Annotated in this window: 19 protein-coding genes and 1 tRNA gene; 11 read left to right on the top strand and 9 right to left on the bottom strand. The window is 69.2% G+C overall.

Annotated elements, in window-relative coordinates; genetic code table 11:
• Window positions 1–114: 114 nt before the first annotated feature.
• Window positions 115–1011, top strand: coding sequence for a rhomboid family intramembrane serine protease (locus PV682_RS40125; protein ID WP_319737345.1), 897 nt, complete (start codon window positions 115–117; stop codon window positions 1009–1011).
• Between the two features lie 269 nt (window positions 1012–1280).
• Here the strand turns inward: PV682_RS40125 and crgA are convergent, their stop codons facing one another.
• The gene (crgA, locus tag PV682_RS40120; RefSeq protein WP_055721647.1) at window positions 1281–1535 is read right to left on the bottom strand and encodes a cell division protein CrgA; all 255 of its coding nucleotides are present in this window, start codon (window positions 1533–1535) and stop codon (window positions 1281–1283) included.
• Window positions 1536–1629: 94 nt separating this feature from the next.
• On the opposite strand from crgA, the gene PV682_RS40115 reads away from it, so the two are divergent.
• From PV682_RS40115 to PV682_RS40090, 6 genes are read left to right on the top strand one after another with little or no spacing between them, the layout of a single operon-like run.
• Window positions 1630–2418 (top strand): DUF881 domain-containing protein, encoded by a 789-nt coding sequence (locus tag PV682_RS40115; RefSeq protein WP_319737341.1) that lies wholly within the window; start codon window positions 1630–1632, stop codon window positions 2416–2418.
• A gap of 12 nt (window positions 2419–2430) precedes the next feature.
• Window positions 2431–3087: a class E sortase gene (locus PV682_RS40110; protein ID WP_319737339.1), complete on the top strand. Its 657-nt coding sequence runs from the start codon at window positions 2431–2433 to the stop codon at window positions 3085–3087.
• Window positions 3088–3103: 16 nt separating this feature from the next.
• Window positions 3104–3301 carry a hypothetical protein gene (locus tag PV682_RS40105; RefSeq protein WP_193555068.1) on the top strand — a complete coding sequence of 66 codons (198 nt, stop codon included), beginning with the start codon at window positions 3104–3106 and terminating at the stop codon, window positions 3299–3301.
• Window positions 3298–3936, top strand: coding sequence for an aminodeoxychorismate/anthranilate synthase component II (locus PV682_RS40100; RefSeq protein ID WP_319737337.1), 639 nt, complete (start codon window positions 3298–3300; stop codon window positions 3934–3936). The genes PV682_RS40105 and PV682_RS40100 overlap by 4 nt, the downstream gene beginning before the upstream one ends.
• Window positions 3933–5060 carry a class E sortase gene (locus PV682_RS40095; protein WP_319737336.1) on the top strand — a complete coding sequence of 376 codons (1128 nt, stop codon included), beginning with the start codon at window positions 3933–3935 and terminating at the stop codon, window positions 5058–5060. Before PV682_RS40100 ends, PV682_RS40095 begins: the two co-directional genes overlap by 4 nt.
• A gap of 12 nt (window positions 5061–5072) precedes the next feature.
• On the top strand, window positions 5073–5804 hold the full coding sequence (locus PV682_RS40090; protein WP_319737334.1) for a class E sortase: 732 nt from the start codon (window positions 5073–5075) through the stop codon (window positions 5802–5804).
• 76 nt (window positions 5805–5880) lie between these two features.
• On the opposite strand, the gene PV682_RS40085 is transcribed toward PV682_RS40090, so the two are convergent.
• The 7 genes from PV682_RS40085 to PV682_RS40055 all read right to left on the bottom strand — a co-directional run bounded on the left by PV682_RS40085 (window position 5881) and on the right by PV682_RS40055 (window position 14736).
• Complete coding sequence (locus tag PV682_RS40085; RefSeq protein ID WP_319737332.1) at window positions 5881–6519, bottom strand: restriction endonuclease; 639 nt, start codon at window positions 6517–6519, stop codon at window positions 5881–5883.
• 113 nt (window positions 6520–6632) lie between these two features.
• The gene (pknB, locus tag PV682_RS40080; protein WP_319737330.1) at window positions 6633–8636 is read right to left on the bottom strand and encodes a Stk1 family PASTA domain-containing Ser/Thr kinase; all 2004 of its coding nucleotides are present in this window, start codon (window positions 8634–8636) and stop codon (window positions 6633–6635) included.
• Between the two features lie 169 nt (window positions 8637–8805).
• Window positions 8806–10269, bottom strand: a complete 1464-nt coding sequence (locus PV682_RS40075; RefSeq protein ID WP_319737328.1) for a peptidoglycan D,D-transpeptidase FtsI family protein — start codon at window positions 10267–10269, stop codon at window positions 8806–8808.
• Window positions 10266–11705, bottom strand: a complete 1440-nt coding sequence (locus PV682_RS40070) for an FtsW/RodA/SpoVE family cell cycle protein (RefSeq protein WP_319737327.1) — start codon at window positions 11703–11705, stop codon at window positions 10266–10268. Before PV682_RS40070 ends, PV682_RS40075 begins: the two co-directional genes overlap by 4 nt.
• Window positions 11706–11754: 49 nt before the next feature.
• Window positions 11755–13308, bottom strand: a complete 1554-nt coding sequence (locus tag PV682_RS40065; protein WP_319737325.1) for a Stp1/IreP family PP2C-type Ser/Thr phosphatase — start codon at window positions 13306–13308, stop codon at window positions 11755–11757.
• A gap of 56 nt (window positions 13309–13364) precedes the next feature.
• On the bottom strand, window positions 13365–13904 hold the full coding sequence (locus PV682_RS40060; protein ID WP_319737322.1) for an FHA domain-containing protein FhaB/FipA: 540 nt from the start codon (window positions 13902–13904) through the stop codon (window positions 13365–13367).
• A 10-nt stretch (window positions 13905–13914) separates the two neighbouring features.
• A complete protein-coding gene (locus PV682_RS40055; protein WP_319737320.1) occupies window positions 13915–14736 on the bottom strand; it encodes a DUF3662 and FHA domain-containing protein in 822 nt (273 codons plus the stop codon).
• Between the two features lie 378 nt (window positions 14737–15114).
• Between PV682_RS40055 and PV682_RS40050 the strand changes: the two genes are divergently transcribed.
• Window positions 15115–15198 (top strand) — tRNA-Leu (locus tag PV682_RS40050).
• 119 nt (window positions 15199–15317) lie between these two features.
• Here PV682_RS40050 and PV682_RS40045 read toward each other — a convergent pair.
• Window positions 15318–16688, bottom strand: a complete 1371-nt coding sequence (locus PV682_RS40045; protein ID WP_319737317.1) for a helix-turn-helix domain-containing protein — start codon at window positions 16686–16688, stop codon at window positions 15318–15320.
• Between the two features lie 199 nt (window positions 16689–16887).
• Between PV682_RS40045 and PV682_RS40040 the strand changes: the two genes are divergently transcribed.
• From PV682_RS40040 to PV682_RS40030, 3 genes are all read left to right on the top strand, one after another.
• Window positions 16888–17688 carry a DUF4232 domain-containing protein gene (locus PV682_RS40040; protein WP_319737315.1) on the top strand — a complete coding sequence of 267 codons (801 nt, stop codon included), beginning with the start codon at window positions 16888–16890 and terminating at the stop codon, window positions 17686–17688.
• A 31-nt stretch (window positions 17689–17719) separates the two neighbouring features.
• Window positions 17720–19372: a murein biosynthesis integral membrane protein MurJ gene (gene murJ, locus PV682_RS40035; protein WP_319737314.1), complete on the top strand. Its 1653-nt coding sequence runs from the start codon at window positions 17720–17722 to the stop codon at window positions 19370–19372.
• Window positions 19373–19526: 154 nt separating this feature from the next.
• Complete coding sequence (locus PV682_RS40030; RefSeq protein ID WP_319737312.1) at window positions 19527–20924, top strand: DUF2252 domain-containing protein; 1398 nt, start codon at window positions 19527–19529, stop codon at window positions 20922–20924.
• Window positions 20925–21222 lie beyond the last annotated feature (298 nt).

Here is a 21222-nt window from a genome sequence, read left to right as displayed (position 1 = left end):
GGGGAACCTTTCGCCCCGCTCGTCCGTGAAACAGGATGAGCGGGGCAAAGCATTGTGTACGACCTACCCGCGACCGACCCGCTCACGACGAGCTACGACGAGCCAGGGGGCCCAGTGGACCAGGCGCAAGGCGGCGGACGGCAGGAGGCGCCCGGCCTCCCCGGGTGTTACCGCCACCCCGACCGGGAGACCGGCGTGCGCTGCACCCGCTGCGAGCGGCCGATCTGCCCGGAGTGCATGGTCAGCGCGTCGGTGGGCTTCCAGTGCCCGGAGTGCGTGCGCAACGGCTCGGGTACGGGGCACGCGCCGGACGCGAACAGGCCGCGCACGATCGCCGGCGGCAGCGTCGCGGATGATCCCCGGCTGGTGACGAAGATCCTGCTCGGGATCATCGCCGTCGTCTTCCTCGCCCAGCAGCAGTTCGGGGACGGCTTCACCGACAGGTTCTTCCTGATCGGCCGCGTGATCGACCCTGTGATCAGCTGGACCGAGCTCCAGGGTGTCGCCGAGGGCCAGTGGTACCGCCTGCTGACCTCGATGTTCCTGCACGGCAGCATCATCCACATCCTCTCCAACGGGCTGAGCCTGTGGTGGATCGGTGGCCCGCTGGAGGCGGCCCTCGGCCGGGCCCGCTTCCTAGCGCTGTACTTCATCTCCGGGTTGGCCGGCTCAGCGCTCACATATCTCCTGGACGGCCCCGGCGACGCCTCCCTCGGCGCCTCCGGCGCGATCTTCGGCGTCTTCGGCGCCATGGCCGTCCTCATGCGCCGCCAGCGCTACGACATGCGCCCGATGATCGCCATCCTGGTGATCAACCTCATCATCACGTTCGGCTGGAACGGCATCGCCTGGCAGGCCCACGTCGGCGGTCTGGTCGCCGGTGTGATCATCGGCGCGGGGATGGTCTACGCGCCCCGCGACAAGCGCACGCTGGTCCAGTACGGCACCTGTGCACTGGTCCTCGCCGCAGTCGTGATCGTGACCCTCCTGAGGACCTCCGAGCTCACCTGAGCACAGAGTTGTCCACAGCGTGTAGCACATCCTGCGCACCCTGTGGAAGAACGGGTTCGCCCCCTGTCTCCGACCGGCGTTTCAGCAGGTCAGGCAGGGGGCGTACGCGTTTTCGAGGGGTTGTGGGTTCGTCGTACCGGCGTCAACGTCCTGGGAGTTATCCACAGATCGTCGTTCTTTTTCCCCACCATGTGGACAACGAGCCCTGGCCTGTGGATAACTCCCCGAACAGCCCTGGGGAAAACTCCGGTACTAGGCCCCGGACCCCGTCACTTCCACTGCGTCGAGACACCGAACCCGGCGGCGATGAACCCGAACCCGACCACGATGTTCCAGTTGCCCAACGCGTCGAGGGGGAGGTCCCCGTCGGTCACGTAGAAGAGGACGATCCAGGCCAGCCCGATGAGGAACAGCGCGAGCATGACCGGCGCCACCCACCCCCGGCTGGTCAGCTTGATCGCGGTCGCCTGCTTCGCCGCCGGCGGCGTGTAGTCGGCCTTCTTACGGATGCGTGACTTCGGCACGAGGGTCTCTCCTGCTGGCAAGGGGGACACGGAGCGCTCCCCCGGGCGTCGGTTAGCGTAGTGCTTCCACGGCGCCGAAGGAGATAACGGTACGTTGAGCAATTCTGCCGACTCCCCCGGGACGGGTTCAACGGGTTCCGCCCCCGGTCGTACCGTTCGTGTCCGTCCGGCCCGTCTCCTGACCGCCGGCGTCTTCGCTCTCGCGGGCCTGATCTTCTTCACCAGCTTCGACACGGCCAAGGGCACCGACATCCGCACGGACGCCTCGCTCCTCAAGCTCTCCGACCTCATCCAGGAGCGCAGCCGCAAGAACGGCGAGGTCGACGAGTCCAACGCGCGCCTGCGCGAACAGGTCGAGGAACTCGCCGCCTCCGACGCCGGACGCTCCACCACCGAGGACGAGAAACTCGCCGCGCTGGAGCACAGCGCCGGCACCCAGGAGATCAAGGGCAAGGCCCTCACGGTCACCCTCAACGACGCGCCTCCCAACGCCACCGCCAAGCTCCCCGGCTACCCCGCCCCCCAGCCCGACTACCTGGTCATCCACCAACAGGACCTCCAGGCCGTCGTCAACGCGCTCTGGCAGGGCGGCGCCCAGGGCATCAAGGTCATGGACCAGCGCCTCATCTCCACCAGCGCCGTCCGCTGCGTCGGCAACACCCTGATCCTCCAGGGCCGCGTCTACTCGCCCCCGTACAAGATCCAGGCGGTCGGCGACCCCAAGAAGCTCAAGGACGCCCTCGCCGCGTCCAAGGCGATCCAGAACTACATGGTGTACGTCGACGTCTACGGCCTCGGCTGGAAAGTCACCGACGACGGCACGGTGACGCTGCCCGGCTACTCGGGCACAGTGGATCTGCACTACGCAGAACCCGTGGAGTAGCCGGAGGGGCCCGTGTCCTTACGGGGGATCGTCAGGACCGTCAGCGAGCTGTGCGTCACCGTCGGCGCGGTGATCGTCCTCTTCGTCGTCTACGCCCTGTACTGGACCGGAGTCCGCGCCGACCACGACATGGCCGTCCAGGTCCGCGACCTCGAAACCCGCTGGAAGCAACCACGCGCGGCGGCACCGAAGAGCTACCCGGCGGGCCGGTCCTTCGCCGTCATGTACATCCCGAGGCTCGGTGCCACGTGGCACAAACCCGTCCTCCAGGGCACCGCCACCGCCACCCTCAGAAAAGGGCTCGGGCACTACGCGGACACCGCCGCCCTCGGCGGCATCGGCAACTTCGCCGTCGCCGGGCACCGGCGGACGTACGGAGATCCGTTCAAGGACTTCCCCGAGCTGCGCCGGGGTGACGCCGTCGTGGTCGGCGACGGGACGACCTGGTTCACGTATCGGATCGACAAAGGGCCCTACAAAACCGTCCCCACCGACGTTGAGGTGATCGACCCTGTGCCACGTAAGTCCGGGTACACGGCACCGGGCCGGTACCTCACGCTGACCACCTGCGATCCGGAGTGGGGCCACAGCCACCGGCTCGTCGTCTGGGCGCACCTGGAATCCACGACGCCTGTGGACGAAGGCAAGCCCCCGGCGCTGCGCCGTTAGTCTGGTGCGGTACGGCGTGAGTCTGGTGCCGTGGTACGACGGAAGGGACGGCATGTACGGCTGGATCTGGCGGCATCTGCCAGGCAATGCGTGGATCAAGGCACTGATCTCGATCGTGCTGGTCCTCGCTGTCGTCTACGTCCTCTTCCAGTACGTCTTCCCGTGGGCCGAACCGCTGCTTCCCTTCAACGATGTGACGGTGGACAACCAGTGAGCGCGCGCATTCTCGTCGTCGACAACTACGACAGCTTCGTCTTCAACCTGGTCCAGTACCTGTACCAGCTGGGCGCCGAGTGCGAGGTCCTGCGCAACGACGAGGTCTCCACGGCCCACGCGCAGGACGGCTTCGACGGCGTCCTCCTCTCGCCCGGACCGGGTACGCCCGAGGAGGCCGGCGTCTGCGTCGACATGGTCCGGCACTGCGCCGCGACCGGCGTCCCCGTCTTCGGGGTGTGCCTCGGCATGCAGTCCATGCAGGTCGCCTACGGCGGCGTCGTCGACCGCGCGCCCGAGCTGCTGCACGGCAAGACGTCCCTGGTCGAACACGAGGGCAAGGGCGTCTTCGCCGGCCTCCCCTCCCCCTTCACGGCGACCCGCTACCACTCCCTCGCCGCCATGCCTTCCACGGTCCCCGCCGAACTGGAGGTCACCGCGCGCACCCAGGACGGCATCATCATGGGCCTGCGCCACCGCGAACTCCCCGTCGAGGGCGTCCAGTTCCACCCCGAGTCCGTCCTCACCGAGCACGGCCACCGGATGCTCGCCAACTGGCTGGTGGAGTGCGGCTACACCGACGCCGTCACCAGATCGGCGGGCCTCGCGCCGGTCGTGGGCAGGGCCACCGCGTGACCGCCCTGCGCCCGGAGCGCGAGGAGACGTACGGGGCGGTCCCTCCGTACGACTCCGGGACCCCGTACGGCGGAGAGAGCTTCGACGCTCCCACCGCGACGGGGGGTTTCTACGAGGCCGGCGGCGCGGCGGGGGGTCCGTACGAGGCCGGGGGTGCCGTCGGTCCGGCCGGTGCTGTGCGGCCGGTCGACGAGGAGACCGTCGCCCTGCGGATACCCGAGCCGCCCCACGGCGGTGAGCCCATATCCGCGTCTGCGGGGACGGCGGCGGCACCCGGCTCTCTCGCTCCGCTCGGAGGGCGCGCGGCCCGCAGAAAGGCCGCCAAGGGCCGCCGCGGGCGTGTCGTCGCCGCACCGGCCGAGGAGTCCCTGCCCCTGTCGCAGGGTTCGCGCGCGGAGGGCTCGCGCCCGCTGTCCCGCGTCGAGGCCCGCCGCCAGGCCAAGGCCCGCAAGCCCAGCCCCGCCGTCCTCGCCAGCCGCGCGCTCGGCGAGATGTTCATCACCACCGGCGTCCTCATGCTCCTGTTCGTCGGCTACCAGCTCTGGTGGACCAACGTCCGCGCGCACGCGCAGGCCGGCAGCGAGGCCGACCAGCTCCAGAAGGACTGGGCCAGCGGCAAGGGCGCGCCCGGCACGTTCTCCGCCGGGCAGGGGTTCGCCCTCCTCCACATCCCCAAGCTCGACGTCGTCGTCCCCATCGCCGAGGGCGTCAGCAACAAGAAGGTCCTCGACAAGGGCATGGTCGGGCACTACGCCGAAGGCGCCCTCGCCACTCCGATGCCGGACGCGAAGACCGGCAACTTCGGGCTCGCCGGGCACCGCAACACCCACGGCGAACCGTTCCGCTACATCAACCGTTTGCAGCCCGGTGACGCGATCGTCGTAGAGACCCAGGACGAGTACTACGTCTACAAGATGGCCTCCATGCTGCCGGTCACCTCGCCCAGCAATACCAGCGTTCTCAAGGCCGTTCCGCCCGGATCCGGGTTCACCGAGCCCGGCCGCTACATCACCCTCACGACCTGTACCCCGGAGTTCACCAGTAAGTACAGGTTGATCGTCTGGGGCAAGATGGTCGAGGAACGGCCGCGCAGCAAGGGAAAGCCGGATGCGCTCGTCGAGTAGGGGCAGACAGACGTGACAGCGACGACCGACGGGACGACCACCCTGGACACCGGGTCCCCCGCGCCCCGCCGCAAGGGTGGGCGCCTCGCCACCGCCGTGAGCGTCCTCGGCGAACTCCTCATCACCGCCGGTCTCGTCCTCGGGCTCTTCGTCGCGTACTCCCTCTGGTGGACCAACGTCATCGCCGACCGCGAAGCCGCGAAACAGGGCGACAAGGTCCGCGACAACTGGTCCAAGCCGGCCGGTCCCGGCGCCCTCGACACGAAGGACGGCATCGGCTTCCTCCACGTCCCCGCGATGAAGAACGGCGAGGTCCTGGTCGAGAAGGGCACCTCCTCCGACGTCCTGAACGAAGGCGTCGCCGGCTACTACACCGACCCCGTCCAGGCGACCCTCCCGGGCGGCAGACAAGGCAACTTCACCCTCGCCGCCCACCGCGACGGCCACGGCGCCAAATTCCACAACATCGACAAACTGAAGAACGGCGACCCGATCGTCTTCGAGACCCGGGACACGTGGTTCATCTACAAGGTCTACTCCACCCTCCCCGAGACCTCGAAGTACAACGTCAAGGTCCTCTCCCAGATCCCCAAGGAATCGGGCACGGAGAAGGCGGGCCACTACATCACCCTCACGACCTGTACGCCGGTGTACACGAGCCGGTACCGGTACGTGGTGTGGGGGGAGCTGGTTCGGACGGAGAAGGTGGATGCGAAGAGGACGCCGCCGAAGGAGTTGAACTGAGCGCCTTTAAGGCGCTCAGTTCCTGTGGCCCTGTGGATAACTCGGCCGACTGAGGTCCTTTAAGGACCTCAGTCGTTCACACCGTGCTCATCACTCGCCGCAGCCTCGCCTTGTGCTGCCGGAGCCGCCTCTCGACGGCCTGTACGTCTGCTCGCAGTGACACCAACTCCTTGCGGTGTTCCCCTGACGTCTCGATCAGGGCGTTGAACATGGGGACGATTGTCTTGCTGAGGATGTGGACGATGCGCTCGTCGATGCGGTTGTCCACAAGCTGGTCGAGGGACTCGGAGAGCCTGTGGACAGAGTTATCCACAGGCTGGGAGCGGACCATGTACTCCATGTCGAGGAGATACACACGCACCTGACGTGCGGTTTCGCTGTCTCGGAGCAGCATGGCGACGTTGAGGACGGCTCGGCGGGGGAAGAGGGCGAGGGAGGCTGTGCGGGACCGGAGCCCACTGACTTCCTTGAAGGAAGTCAGTTCTGTACCTGTCAGAACCCGGTAGCCGTTGGCTCCGAGTTCCTGTCGGTGGTCGTGGACCAGAGAGGTGATGGCGGTCAGGCCCACCCCGAAGTACTCCGCCACCATCGCCGTAGTCACATGCACCCCGTCCGGCAGCAACGCCAGCACCTTCACCCGGTCCAGCACCTCCGTCCGCTCCGCCACGCTCTCCCGCAGCGACCTGGACTCCAACAGCACGGTTTCGTTGATCATGTCCTGCAAACGAGTGAACCGATCCGAAGACACGATCGACATACGAACAGATGAGCAACGAAGAACCCCGGCCCCCTCACGACGAGGGAACCGGGGTTTCGAGTGACCAGACGTCAGTCCTCCGTGCGGAACGCCGCCCCGTCGAACCCGCCGAAGAAACCTCCGCCGCCGTTGTTCCCACCGTTGTTGTTGCCGCTGTCGACGGTGCCGAGGTTGACGGTCTGGCCGGGTTGAACGGTCTGCCCGGGGCTGGGGTTGGACCCGAACACCCGGGAGTCGTCGTCCTGGGGCCCCTGGATGTTGCCGACCTGGAGCCCGGCGTTCTGGAGCGCCTCCTTGGCCTCCTTCAGGGTGAGCCCGACGAGGTTGGACGGCACCTGGGTCTGCCCCTGGCCGACGTTGATGTTGATCGTCGTGTCCTTGTCGACCTGCTGCCCGATCCCCGGGTTGGTCGAGACGACCTTGCCGTTCTGGTTCTGGTCCTGGACCTGGACGTTGGAGCAGGTACCGGCGGTCAGGTTGTTCTGCTCGATCCGCTTCTTGGCGTCGTCGCAGCTGAGCCCCGTGACGTCCGGAACGGTCTCCTTGGCCACCGCCTTCGCGACGGTCAGCGTGATCGTCGACCCCTTCTCGACCTCGGCGCCGAGCTTGGGGTCCTGCGCCAGAACCGTGCCCGCGTCCTCGGTGGACTCCTGGGTCACGGTCTTGACGGTGAACCCGTACTCGTTGCCCTCAAGCTTCTCCGTGGCCTTGTCCACGTCCTCGCCGAGAACACTGGGAACCGCCACCTTCGGCGCCCCCGTAGAGACGACGACCGCGATCGTCTCGCCCTTCTTGATGTTCCCGCCCGCCGCAGGGTTCTGCGAACAGACCTTGCCCGTCTCGGTGTTGTCGCAGGTCTTCTTCTCGACCGAGATCTTCAGGTCGGCGTTGTCCGCCTGTTGTCGGGCCTGCTGCTCCGTCAGATCGACGAGCGTCGGCACCGAGGTGGTGTCGTTGCTGACGCCGTCCCCATTGGTGACGTACCACCCGATGAGCACCGCCCCCACCAGCACCAGCACAGCCGCCAGCGCCAGCACGATCGTCGACGTGTTCGACTTCTTCTGCTGCCGCCGCCGAGCCGGCCGGTCGTCGTACCCGGCGAACCCCCCGTCATCGGGGTTCATCGGCGGCAACATGGTCGTCGCCCCCGCGTCGGACCGCAGCGCGGTGGTCGCCTGGTCGTCGCCGTAACCGCCGTAACCCACCGCGCCGAACGCGGCGGTGGCCTGGACCGGCTGGCCGTCGAGGCACGCCTCGATGTCGGCGCGCATCTGGTCGGCGGACTGGTAGCGGTAGTTGGGGTCCTTGACGAGCGCCTTGAGGACGATCGCGTCCATCTCCGGGGTGATCTCCGGATCGAAGACGGACGGCGGCTGCGGCTCCTCGCGGACGTGCTGGTAGGCGACGGCGACGGGGGAGTCACCGACGAAGGGAGGCCGTACGGTGAGCAGCTCGTACAACAGACATCCGGTCGAATAAAGATCCGACCGCGCGTCGACCTGCTCCCCCTTCGCCTGTTCCGGCGAGAGGTACTGGGCCGTGCCGATGACCGCGGAGGTCTGCGTCATCGTCATGCCGGAGTCGCCCATCGCGCGGGCGATGCCGAAGTCCATGACCTTGACCTGGCCGGTGCGCGTCAGCATGACGTTGGCCGGCTTGATGTCGCGGTGGACGATGCCGCTGCGGTGCGCGTACTCCAGGCCCTGGAGGATGCCGACGGTCATCTCCATCGAGCGCTCGGGCAGCAGCTTGCGCCCGGAGTGCAGGAGTTCGCGGAGGGTGGAGCCGTCGACGTACTCCATGACGATGTACGGGATCGAGACCCCGTCGAGGTAGTCCTCACCCGTGTCGTAGACCGCCACGATCGCGGGATGGTTGAGCGAGGCGGCCGACTGGGCCTCCCGGCGGAACCTGGCCTGGAAGGAAGGGTCGCGCGCGAGGTCCACGCGCAGCGTCTTCACCGCCACGGTGCGGCCAAGGCGGGTGTCATGCGCGAGGTAGACCTCCGCCATGCCACCACGGCCGAGCACCTGGCCCAGCTCGTACCGGCCGCCGAGGCGACGCGGCTCTTCCATAGCTTGTTACCAGCCCTCTCCGTCGGTCCCGACCGGGATACAGGTCCGGTCGGCGGCTGCCGTCCGGGGATACGCTACCCGGCCCGCTCTGTCTCACCTGGCCAAGCCTGTTACTCGATACAGGACCGGTATCGCAACGTGCACCGATGCGCGGATTACGTGAGCGGGGTCACTTCTTGTTGCCGATGACCGCCTGCATCACGGCCTTGGCCACCGGCGCGGCGAGGCCGCCGCCGGTGATGTCGTCGCGGATGGCGGACCCGTCCTCGACGACGACGGCCACGGCCACCGGCGCGGAGCCGTCGGACAGCTTGGCGTAGGAGATGAACCAGGCGTACGGCTTCTCGCTGTTGTTGAGGCCGTGCTGGGCGGTACCGGTCTTGCCGCCGACGGTGACGCCGTCGATCTGCGCGTTCTTCCCGGTACCCGTCTTGACCACCGTCTCCATCATCTGCTGCACCTTCTGCGCGGTGGCGGACGAGACGGCCTGGGAGAGCTCCTTGGGCTCGGTGGTCTCCAGGGTGTCGAGGTTGGGGGACTTGAGGGAGTCCACCATGTACGGCTTCATCAGCTTGCCGTCGTTGGCGATGGCCGCGGCGACCATGGCCATCTGGAGGGGGGTGGCCCGGTTGGAGCCCTGCCCGATGCCGTCGAGGGCGTTCTGCGGCCGGTTGTCCTCGGGGTAGACGGACTCGGCGGCGCGGACGGGGACGTCCAGCTTGCTCTCGTTGAAGCCGAACTTCGTGGCCTGCTCGATCATCTTCTTGTTGCCGACGTTGTCGGACATCTTCGCGAAGACGGTGTTGCAGGAGACCTCCAGCGCGAACCGCAGGTTGGCGTTCTCGCAGCCGCTGTGCTCGTTGCCGAGGTCGGTCGCGGACTGCGGCAGCCGGTACGGGTCCGGGGTGTCGGTCTTGTCGTCGATCCCGGAGACGATCCCGTTCTCCAGCGCCGCGGCGGCCGTCACGACCTTGAACGTCGACCCCGGCGGGTACGTCTCGCGCAGTGCCCGGTTCAGCATCGGGTCGTCGGGGTCGTTCTTCTTCTGTACGGCGTTCCACGCCTCGCCGTCGGCCTTGGACTGCCCGGCGAACTTGGAGGGGTCGTACGAGGGGGTCGAGACCAGCGCGAGGATCTTGCCGGTGGTCGGGTCGATCGCGGCGACCGCGCCCTTCTTGTTCCCGAGCCCGTCGTACGCGGCCTTCTGCGCGGCGGCGTTGAGGGTGGTGACGACGCTGCCGCCGGCGCGCTGCTTGCCGGTGAGCATGTCGAGGGTGTTGCGGAAGAAGAGGCGGTCGTCGGTGCCCGAGAGGATGCCGTCCTCCAGGTTCTCCAGGAAGTTGGAGCCGAAGGCCTGCGAGGAGAACCCGGTGACCGGCGCCCACATGGGGCCGTCCTTCCAGGTCCGCTTGTACTTGTAGTCCCCGGTGGTCTCGACGGAGCCGGTGATCGCCTTGCCGCCCACGATGATGTCGCCGCGCGGGATCGAGTACCGGGTGATCGGCACCCGGCGGTTCTTGTCGTCGGTGGCCAGCTCGTTCGCCTTGACGTACTGGAGCCAGTTGCCCCGCACCAGCAGGGCGAGGATCAGCAGACCGCAGAAGATCGCGACGCGGCGCAGGGGCTTGTTCATGAGGGTCGGACCACCTGGGTCATCTCGGCGTCGGGGTTCGAGGCGGGGGCCGGGGCCGGGCGGCGGGCGGTGTCGCTGATGCGGATGAGGATGCCGATGAGCGCCCAGTTGGCGATGACGGAGGAACCGCCGTACGCGAGGAACGGCATGGTCATACCGGTCAGCGGGATGAGGCCCATGACACCGCCGGCGACGACGAACACCTGGAGGGCGAACGCGCCGGACAGGCCGATGGCGAGGAGCTTGCCGAAGGGGTCGCGCGCGGCGAGGGCGGTGCGGATGCCGCGTTCGACGATCAGGCCGTACAGCAGGAGCAGGGCCATGAGGCCGGCGAGGCCGAGTTCCTCGCCGAAGGTGGCGAGGATGAAGTCGGAGTTCGCGGCGAACTTGATCAGCTCGGAGTGGCCCTGGCCCCAGCCGGTGCCGAGGGTGCCGCCGGAGCCGAAGGCCCACAGCGCCTGCATGGCCTGCTCGGAGTGGCCGATGACGCCCTGCTGGGAGAGCTTGTACTCGCCCATCGGGTTCTGCCACGCCTCGACGCGCTGCTGGACGTGCGACTCGAAGCTCGCGACGGCGACCGCGCCGACCGCCGACATCAGCAGGCCGAAGACGATCCAGCTGGTCCGCTCGGTCGCGACGTACAGCATGATCACGAACATGCCGAAGAACAGCAGCGAGGTACCGAGGTCGGTCTCGAAGACCAGGATCAGGATCGACAGGAACCAGACGACGAGGATCGGTCCGAGGTCGCGCCCGCGCGGCAGGTAGAGGCCGAGGAAGCGGCGGCTGGCGAGGGCCAGCGCGTCCCGCTTCACCATCAGGTACCCGGCGAAGAAGACCGCGAGCACGATCTTCGCGAACTCACCGGGCTGGATGGAGAACCCGGCGACCGAGATCCAGATCTTCGCGCCGTAGATGTTCTGCCCGAGCCCGGGGACCAGCGGCAGCAGCAGCAGGAAGATCGCGCCGGCCATGGAGATGTAGGTGTAGCGCTGGAGGACGCGGTGGTCCTTCAGGAAGATCAGGACGACGATGAAGAGCGCGATGCCCATCGCCGTGTACATGAGCTGCCGGGGCGAGGCGTTGCCCGCCTGCTCGGCCGCCTGGAGGTACTTCGACTGGTCGAGCCGCCAGATGGCGACCAGCCCGAGCCCGTTGAGCAGCGTCGCCAGCGGCAGCAGGAGCGGGTCGGCGTAGGGCGCGAACTTCCGTACGACGAGATGGGCGATACCGGCCAGCAGACCGAGCCCCAGGCCGTAGGCGAGCAGCCCGGCGGGGACCTGCTCGTTGATGGCGAGGCCTACGTTGGCGTAGGCGAACACCGGGATGAGGACGGCGAACACCAGCAGTCCCAGCTCGGTGTTGCGTCTGCTCGGCGCGCCGATGGCACCGATCGTGGACGTGTGGTGCGTCGGTGTGTTGGTAGTACTGCTCATCGTGTGACGGGGCCTCTCACGGCTTGCCTCTTGCTTGCCTCACGGCTCGCTACTGCTTGCCGCACAGCGAGACGACCTGCTCCTCCTCCTGAGAGAGAGACGGCCCGGGGCTCGGGGTGGCCGACGGGCTGGCCGCCGGGGACGGGGACGCGTTCGGGCCCGGGCTCTGCGTACCCGTCGTGGCCGACGGGCTCGGCGAGGGCTTGGACGCGGACGACGAGGATCCGGTTCCCGAACTCCCGTCCTGCGCCTGCTTCTTGCACGCGGACGCCTGGATCGACAGCTCGTCGAGCTTCTTCTGGGCGCCCTTCAGGCTGGACGCCGGGATCGTCTCCTCGACCTGCTTCTGCTGGTACTGCGGGAGGTACTTGAGTTCGATCTCGGGGTGGTCCTTCTCGATCTTCGAGAGCGAGACCCAGGCGAGGTCCTGGCTGATCCCCCGGTACAGCGCGAGGTGCTCGCCCTTGGCGCCGACGTAGTACTGCGTCTGCGTCCACCGCCAGCCGCCGTACAGACCGGCGCCGACGACCGCGAGGGTGAGCGCGCTGTACAGGGAGACCTTGAGCCACTTGCGGCTCTTGCGGGGTTTGACGAAGTCGTCCTCGGAGTAGTCGCCGAAGCCGTCCGTGGAGATGAAACCGGTCACGTCCCCCGAACCGGGGGGCCCGAACTCGCCGCCGCCGGGGTTCGCGCGGTGCCGTCCGAGGCTCGCGGCGCGGCCGGCGGGGGTCTGCATGATGCCGTTGTCGTGCGGCAGCTGGAGCTGGTTCTCGGCGACCGCGCCGACCACCACGGGGGTGTCGTACAGCTGGCTCGCGAGGGTGTCGCCGGTGTCGAGGTCGAGGACGTCCGCGACGATCACGGTGATGTTGTCGGGGCCGCCGCCGCGCAGGGCGAGCTGGATGAGGTCCTGGACCGTCTCCTGGGGGCCCTGGTAGCTGGCCAGGGTCTCTTCGAGGGTCTGGTGGGAGACGACGCCGGAGAGGCCGTCGGAGCAGATCAGATACCGGTCGCCCGCCCTGACCTCGCGGATCGAGAGGTCGGGCTCGACGTGCTCGGCGGAGCCGAGGGCGCGCATCAGCAGGGAGCGCTGCGGGTGGGTCGTCGCCTCCTCCTCGGTGATCCGGCCCTCGTCGACGAGGCGCTGCACCCAGGTGTGGTCCTGCGTGATCTGCGTGAGGACGCCGTCGCGCAGCAGGTAGGCGCGCGAGTCGCCGACGTGGACGAGGCCGAGGCGCTGGCCCGTCCACAGCAGGGCGGTCAGGGTCGTCCCCATGCCTTCGAGCTGGGGGTCCTCGTCGACCAGCGAGCGCAGCTGGTCGTTGGCCCGCTGCACGGCCGTACCGAGGCTGGTGAGGACGTCGGAGCCGGGGATGTCCTCGTCGAGCGCGACGATCGTGGAGATGGCCTCGGAGGAGGCGACCTCGCCGGCGGCGGCGCCGCCCATGCCGTCCGCGATGGCGAGCAGGCGGGGCCCGGCGTATCCGGAGTCCTCGTTGCCCTCGCGGATCATGCCCTTGTGCGATCCGGCGGCGAAACGCAGGGAGAGACTCATGCGCACCTCACCCGTCGGCTCCGGGTACAGCCGGTCGTGTCGAGCCACACTGCCCACCCTCCGGTCGGGAGCTCGCTCCGCTCGCGCTCATTCATGATGCAGCACTACTTCCGCAGCTCGATGACGGTCTTGCCGATGCGGATCGGGGCGCCCAGCGGGATCGGTGTGGGGGTCGTCAGCCGCGTTCGGTCGAGGTACGTGCCGTTGGTGGAGTTGAGGTCCTCGACGATCCAGTTGCCGTCGCGGTCCGGGTAGATCCTGGCATGGCGGCTGGAGGCGTAGTCGTCGTCCAGCACGATCGTCGAGTCGTGCGCCCGGCCCAGCGTGATGGTCTGGCCCTGGAGCGCGACGGTCGTGCCGGTGAGGGTGCCCTCGGAGACGACCAGCTTGGTGGGGGCGTTGCGGCCCCGGCGGCCCCCGGAGGCGGGCTGCTGGCGCTGCTGCGGGGGCGTGGCGGCGGCCTGCTGCTGCCGCCGGCCCTGCTGCGCGTTCTGGTCGGCGCCGCGCCGGGAGCGCTGCGAGCCGCGCTGGGTGACGCGCGTACCGAACAGGTCGCTGCGGATGACCTGCACGGCCACGATCACGAACAGCCACAGTACGGCCAGGAAACCCAGCCGCATGACCGTGAGGGTCAGCTCTGACATTGCCCCCGCTTCACCCTTCGGCTTGCCTATAGATAACGGTGGTGCTGCCCACGACGATCCGCGAGCCGTCGCGGAGCGTAGCGCGGGTGGTGTGCTGTCCGTCCACCACGATGCCGTTCGTGGACCCGAGGTCCTGGACGGTCGAGGGCGAACCGGTACGGATCTCGCAGTGCCTGCGCGAGACGCCCGGGTCGTCGATGCGCACGTCGGCGTCGGTGGAGCGGCCCAGCACCAGGGTGGGGCCGTTGATCTGGTGGCGGGCGCCGTTGATCTCGACCCAGTGCCGGGTGCGGGAGCCGGGGGCGGGGGCACCGGCCAGGCCGCCGCCCTGTGCCGCGGGCGGATAGCCGTAGCCGGGGCGGCCCGCGGGAGCGCCGGGGGGCGGTGCGGCCGGCATCGGCGGTGCGCCGTACGGGGCCGGGGCGGCCGGCCTGCCGCCGGGGGACTGCTGGTCGGTCGAGCCGGAGAGGGTGCGGCTGCGGACCCGGTACAGGCCGGTGTCCAGGTCGTCCGCCTTCTCCAGGTTGACCTTGATCGGTCCCATGAAGGTGTAGCGCTGCTGCTTCGCGTAGTCCCGCACCATCCCGGCCAGTTCGTCACCGAGCTGTCCGGAGTAGGGGCTGAGGCGCTCGTAGTCGGGCGTGCTCAGCTCGACGATGAAGTCGTTGGGGACGACGGTCCGGTCCCGGTTCCAGATCTGGGCGTTGTTGTCGCATTCGCGCTGGAGCGCGCCGGCGATCTCCACGGGCTGGACCTCGGACTTGAAGACCTTGGCGAAGGTGCCGTTGACCAGCCCTTCCAGGCGTTGTTCGAACTTCTTCAGAACTCCCATGGGGCACCTCCTCCGTCGTGACGGCTCGGTCGTTGTCGCTGTGGGCCGTGCTGTTCGAACGTCTCGTGCTGTTGCTCGTACTGCTTACTGATCGTATCCACGCGGCGGTGAAACAGCCGGTTCCCCTTTCGCGCCGTGCTGCCGAGGATCGTAGAGGCGCTCACGGACCAGTGTCCCGCACCCGACCGCGCACCTGCTCCGGCTTCCCGGGAGACGAGGGGACACCGGTACGAGGTTGATACGTGTCACTCACCGGGGCGGGACGGTGGGTACCCCTGTGTGACAAGTGAGGTGAAGAGGCCGGATCCCCCGTGGTAATGTTTTCCACGTCGGAAGGGGCCAGCCCGAAAGGGCCTGAAGCCGGAAGACACACCCAATGCGCGGGTGGCGGAATAGGCAGACGCGCTGGATTCAGGTTCCAGTGCCCGCAAGGGCGTGGGGGTTCAACTCCCCCCTCGCGCACAGCGAGAACCCCCCAGGTCATCGACCTGGGGGGTTTCTTCATGCCCGGGTCTCGGCTGGGTGCGGTGTGATGTTCGCCCTGGTGTGAGGTGTCTCTCACCAGGGCGCGGAGGCGGGTGTCAGGGGGTCTGGCCCTCGTTGCGCGGGGTGCGGATCCACTCGTTGCCGCCCAGGGGGTAGTCCCAGATGTCCCGGCCGTCGTCGGCGCTCGTGCGGAACGGGGTGCCCGCGTCGCTGATGCGCACGGTGCCGGTGCGTGAGCCGCTCGACCAGTCCAGGGTGAGGTCCCAGCGGACGTCGTGGGCGGTCGTCGTCGCTTTGACGTAGAAGACCTCCGGGTCCGATTCGCTGATCTTGTACGGGAAGTCGCGCTGGCCGCCCCGCACCGTCACCGCCGGGCTGCCCTGGTCCAGGTCGACCGCGAACGACTTCGTCTCCACGTTGCCGCCGCAGCCCGAGCCCATGCCGTACACGTTCCACGCGAGGGGGGCGTGCTTGGTCAGGATGCGGACGTGCAGGGCCTCCAGGACGACCGTCTCGCTGCCCGTGCCCTGGAGGGTCAGGCCGATCACCTGCTGGTTCGCGGAGACGGCGCCGTTCGCCGACACGAAGCGGGGGGCGTCGGGTTCCGTCGCGGGCGGGCCCATCTGCGCGGGTTCGCTGTCCACGAGGAACTCCTGGCTGCACGGGGACTCGTAGACGTACGGGCGGACGCGGACCGTCAGGGGGGCGCCGGTGGGCTCGGGGGCGGGGGACGAGGTCTTCGCCGACGCCAAGGGGGAGGGCGTCGAGGGGGACGCGGAGGGGGTGCCCGAGGTGCTGGGGGACGGGGTGGGGGAGGGGTTCGGCGAGGTGGCGGCGGTGGTGGGGGTGGTGCGGCCGGCCGTCCTCCCGCCCGGGGAGGCTTCGCCCGGGCGGTTCGCGACGAGGGCGGCGGCGGTGAGGGCGGTGGCCAGGGCCGCCGCGGCGAGGAGGACGGCTTTGCGGGGGAGCTTGCGGGAGGGGGGCGGGTTCTCGAGGGTGTCGGGGGCTTCGGCGGGGGCGGGGGCGGGAGCGGTGGGCTGTGGGGGCTTGGCCCAGCTCGGGGTGGTGGGCTCGGGGTGCGGGGACTTCTCGGGCTGCTCGGTGCTCCCGGGCTCGGGCTTCTCCGGGCTCGCGGCCTCCGTGTCGTCCGTCGCCGGTGCTGCCTCGCCGGGGGCGTACGGGGCCGGGGTCTCCTTCGTACGGCGTCTGCGGGCCGTGTCCGCGAGGATCCAGTGGCGGTGGAGGTCGACGAGTTCCTCGGGGGTCGCGCGGCAGGCTCGGGCGAGGCGTTCGACGGGGGCGTACTCCGGGGGTACGGCGGTGCCGTTGCAGTAGCGGTGGAGGGTCGACGTACTCATGTGGAGGCGCTTGGCGAGGGTGCCGTAGCTGAGTCCTGAACGGTCCTTGAGGGCGCGGAGCATCGCCGCGAATTCCTCGATGTCGTCGGCCCCCACCGTCGCTGACACCTGTCGCTCCCTCTTCCCGTGCTCTTCCCGTGTCCCGTTCGCGCGTTCCAGGCGGACCGCGTTTCCCCTGGTGAGGGTGTGTTTTTCCGTTCCGGCGTGCCGAACTGGGCGCTGGGCGTGGCGGTTGGGACGGATCACCCCACAAGCTCGGGTCATCCAAGCACCACACCGACCCGAACGACTAAGGGGCAGCTCAGCCATGTCCGGTTTCCGTACCTCCCGTACCCGTCGTGTCCGTCTCGTGAGCGCCGCGGCGGGCGTCGTGATCGCCGCGTTGTCGATGACCGCCTGCAAGGACGGGACGGGGGTCGCTGTCACCGGGGCGCCGGTGCCGGCGTCCTCCTCGGACACGCCGTCCGCTTCCGCTCCGGCCTCGGGGGCGGGTTCCGCTTCGGGCGGGGCCGGTGCGTCCGGGGCATCCACGTCGACGGGGGGTTCTTCGGGTGGTTCTTCGGCCGGTTCTTCGGCCGGCAAGGGCTCCTCGGTTTCCGCGGGCACCTCCGGGGGTACGGCCGCGTCCGGCTCCGCCGGCGGGTCGTCGGCCGGGAAGTCCACGGGCAAGGCGGCCTCGCCCGTCACCTGCGAGGGGTCCAACACCAAGACCGTCGCCTCGCCCGTCAACCGGCCCGTCAACCACATGCTGCTGACCGTCACCAACACCGGCAGCAAGCCGTGCTTCCTGTACTACTACCCGGCCGTCGCCTTCGCCGGCGCGCAGTCCGCGCCGCCGGTCATCGAGGACTCGCAGCCGCAGGCCGTCGTCACGCTCGAACCGGGGCAGTCCGGGTACGCGGGCGTCACGCTCTCGGCGACCGACGGCAGCGCCTCGGGCGGCCGTACGGTGAAGTCGCTGGACGTGTACTTCTACGGCCGTGACCTGGACGGCGGCAGCGTCGGCACCGGCGCCAGGCCGAAGCTGCCCGCCGGGGGCGTCTACATCGACGACTCCCTCAAGGTGACGTACTGGCAGCAGGACATGGACGACGCCCTGATGTGGTGAACGGATCTTGCGGGCCGCTAAGTTGGCCCGCATGGTGCAGGGGGCGGGGAGCGTGGCGCGGCGTCGGCACGCGGCGGCGAAGAAGCAGGCGGGGGTCGGGCGTTCGTCCGTCCTGATGGCGCTGGGGACGGTCGTGTCGCGGGCGACGGGGCTGATCCGGCAGGTGCTCCAGGCGGCGGCGCTCGGCACGGGGCTGCTGGCCAGTACGTACAACACGGCCAACACCGTGCCGACCAGCCTCTACACGCTGCTGATCGGGGGTGCGCTGAACGCCGTCCTCGTTCCCCAGCTGGTGCGGGCGCGGGCCACCGACGCGGATGGGGGGCGCGCCTACGAGCAGCGGCTCGTCACGCTCGTTGTGACCGTCCTCGCGGTCGGTACGGTGGCGGCGGTCTGGGCGGCGCCGGAGATCGTGTCCCTCTATATGCGGGACACCCCCTCTCAGCACGCCGCCTTCGAACTGACCGTCACTTTCGCCCGGTTCCTGTTGCCGCAGATCTTTTTCTACGGGGTGTTCGGGATGTACGGGCAGGTCCTCAACGCGCGGGAGAAGTTCGGCGCGATGATGTGGACTCCGGTGCTCAACAATTTCGTGCTCATCGGGATGTTCGGGTGTTATCTCGGGTTCATGACCGTGCCCGACCGGGTGCAGGACATCACGGATACGCAGGTGCGGCTGCTGGGGATCGGCACCACCGCCGGGATCGTCGTCCAGGCGCTCGCGCTGATTCCTTTCGCCCGGGCCGCCGGGTTCCGGTTCCGGCCCCGGTTCGACTGGAAGGGGACGGGGCTCGGGGGGAGTGTTCACGCGGCCAAGTGGACTTTGCTGTTCGTCCTCGCCAATCAGGTCTCCCTGACCGTCGTCACGAATTACGCGAACGCCGCTGACAATGCTCTCCCTAAGGGTGGCGTGGGGTATTCCTCCTACACCTACGCCCAGACCATCTGGATGCTTCCCCAGTCCATCGTCACCGTCTCGCTGGTGACCGCTCTGCTGCCCCGGATGAGCAGGGCCGTCGCCGAGGGGCGGCTCGGGGATCTGCGGGCCGATATCTCACGGGCGTTGCGGGTGAGCGGGGTGGTGATCGTGCCGGCCGCTTTCGTCTTTCTGGCGCTCGGGCCGCAGATCGCCACGGTGGTTTTTCAGCATGGTGCCGCCGGCGCGAATTCTGTTCGGCCGCTGGGGGAGATGTTGCAGGCGTTCGGGCTGGGGTTGATTCCGTTTTCCGCGCAGTATCTGCTGCTGCGGGGGTTCTATGCCTTCGAGGACACCCGGACGCCGTTCTTCATGACGTGCTGGGTCGTGGTCGTGAATATCGCGCTGGCGAGTCTGTGCCATGTTCTGCTGCCGGCTCGGTGGGCTGTGGTGGGGATGGCCGGGGGGTACACCTTGTCGTATTTCGCCGGGTTGCTGATCACCGTGCGGGCGTTGCGGAAGCGGGTCGGGGGGCGGTTGGATTCCGGGGAGGTGCGGCGGTCGTACACGAAGGTGGTGTTCGCGGCGGGGGTTGGTGCGGGGGCTGGGTGGTGGGTGGCTCGGGTGTGTGAATCGGCTTTGGGTGGTGGGGTGTTGGGGGCTGGGGGTGCGTTGGCCGCGGGGGTTGTGGTGGTGGGGGTGGTGTTTCTCGGGGTGGCTCGGGTGGTGGGGGTGGGGGAGTTGGGGAGGGTGCCGGGGTTCAGGTGAGGGGTGGGTTCAGGTGAGGGGTGGGGCGCGGGTGGGTGGCGGAGTTGTCCGCGAGTCGGGAGTTATCCACAGGGTGTGACGGGTTTCGTCGCATGGCTGTACGGTCGGGGCGAGTTGATGTTCGTGCGGTGGTGCACGGGGGAGGCGGTCGGTCGTGAGCGGGGTTCGGATTCCTCGGGTGGCGGGGTTCGCGGAGTGGAACGGGGCGTCGGGCGAGGCGCCCAAGGAGGTCGGGAAGGGGCTGCGGCGGGCGGTGCCGCGCAGTGCGCACGCCGGGTTCGAGGTGGACGGGGCCCGGCCCGAGGTCGTCGCCGTCGTGGAGGAGTCGAACCGGGGCCGCATCGCCGAGCTGACGCCGATAAGGGTGGGGCGGATGGCGGCCTCGCCGTTCGCGTTCCTGCGGGGCTCGGCGGGACTCATGGCGTACGACCTGGCGCGCACGCCGGCGACGAGGATCCCGGCCCAGATCTGTGGCGACGCGCACGCCGCGAACTTCGGTCTGTACGGCGACGCCCGGGGGCGCCTGGTCATCGACCTCAACGACTTCGACGAGACGGTGACCGGGCCGTGGGAGTGGGACCTCAAGCGCCTCGCCGCGTCCCTGGTCCTCGCGGGCCGGGAGGCCGGTGCCACCGAGGACACCTGCCGTGAGGCCGCGCACGGCACGGTCGGCGCCTACCGGCGCACGATGCGGCTGCTGGCCAAGCTGCCCGTCCTGGACGCGTGGAACGCCATCGCCGACGAGGAGCTGGTCTCCCACAGCGACGCCCGCGATCTGGTGGGCACGCTGGAGCGGGTCTCGCAGAAGGCCCGCGCCAACACGAGCGGACGCTTCGCGGCGAAGTCGACGGAGCCCACCGAGCACGGCGGACGCCGCTTCGTGGACGCGCCGCCCGTCCTGCGCCGCGTCCCGGACGAGGAGGCGTCGGCGGTCGTCGCCGCCCTGGAGTCCTACGTCACGACCCTCTCCGAGGACCGCCTCCCCCTGCTGGCCCGCCACTCGATCCACGACGTCGCGTTCCGTATCGTCGGCACGGGCAGCGTGGGCACGCGCTCGTACGTGGTCCTCCTTCTCGACCACCGCGGCGAGCCCCTGATCCTCCAGGTGAAGGAGGCCCGCCCCTCCGCGCTGGTCCCCCACCTGGTGGCCGCGGGCTTCCCCGTCGACCCCGTCGACCACGAGGGGCGCCGGGTCGTCCTCGGCCAGAAGCGCATGCAGGTGGTCAGCGACATCCTCCTCGGCTGGACCACCGTCTCCGGACTCCCCTTCCAGGTACGCCAGTTCCGCAACCGCAAGGGCAGCGTCGACCCCGCCGCCCTCGCCCCCGACCAGCTCGACGACTACGCCCGCATGACCGGCGCCCTCCTCGCCCGAGCCCACGCCCACAGCACCGACCCCCGCCTGATCGCCGGCTACTGCGGCAAGAGCGAGGAACTGGACGAGGCCATCGCGGACTTCGCGGTGTCGTACGCGAACCGCACAGAGGCGGACCACGAGGCACTGGCGACGGCGGTACGGGAGGGAAGGGTGGAGGCGGAGATGGGGGTGTGAGCGACGACCCCACCCCCTGCCGTAGCTGAGGGCAGTAGTGCCGCACCCCCACCCACTCGCACCCGCTCTCCCCTCTGCCGTGGCTCCGGGCAGTCGCCCCGCACCCCCACCCACCCGCACCCGCTCCACTCCGCCTCACCCAGCTGCGGGCAGCCGCCCCGCCCCCCCGCTCGCCCGCACCCGCCCCACCCAGCCCGCGTAGCTGCGGGCAGTCGTGCCTCCCCCAGTGCCCGAAAGGCCTGGGAGGTACCCCCATGGGGCGGCACGGGTGGGCTGGGGGTCCCCCCTGCTCGAAGAG

The organism is Streptomyces niveiscabiei, from assembly GCF_033794345.1.
Lineage (GTDB): Bacteria > Actinomycetota > Actinomycetes > Streptomycetales > Streptomycetaceae > Streptomyces > Streptomyces niveiscabiei.
The sequence above is the reverse complement of the archived record's forward strand: the minus strand, read 5'-3'. Positions and strand labels throughout refer to the sequence as shown.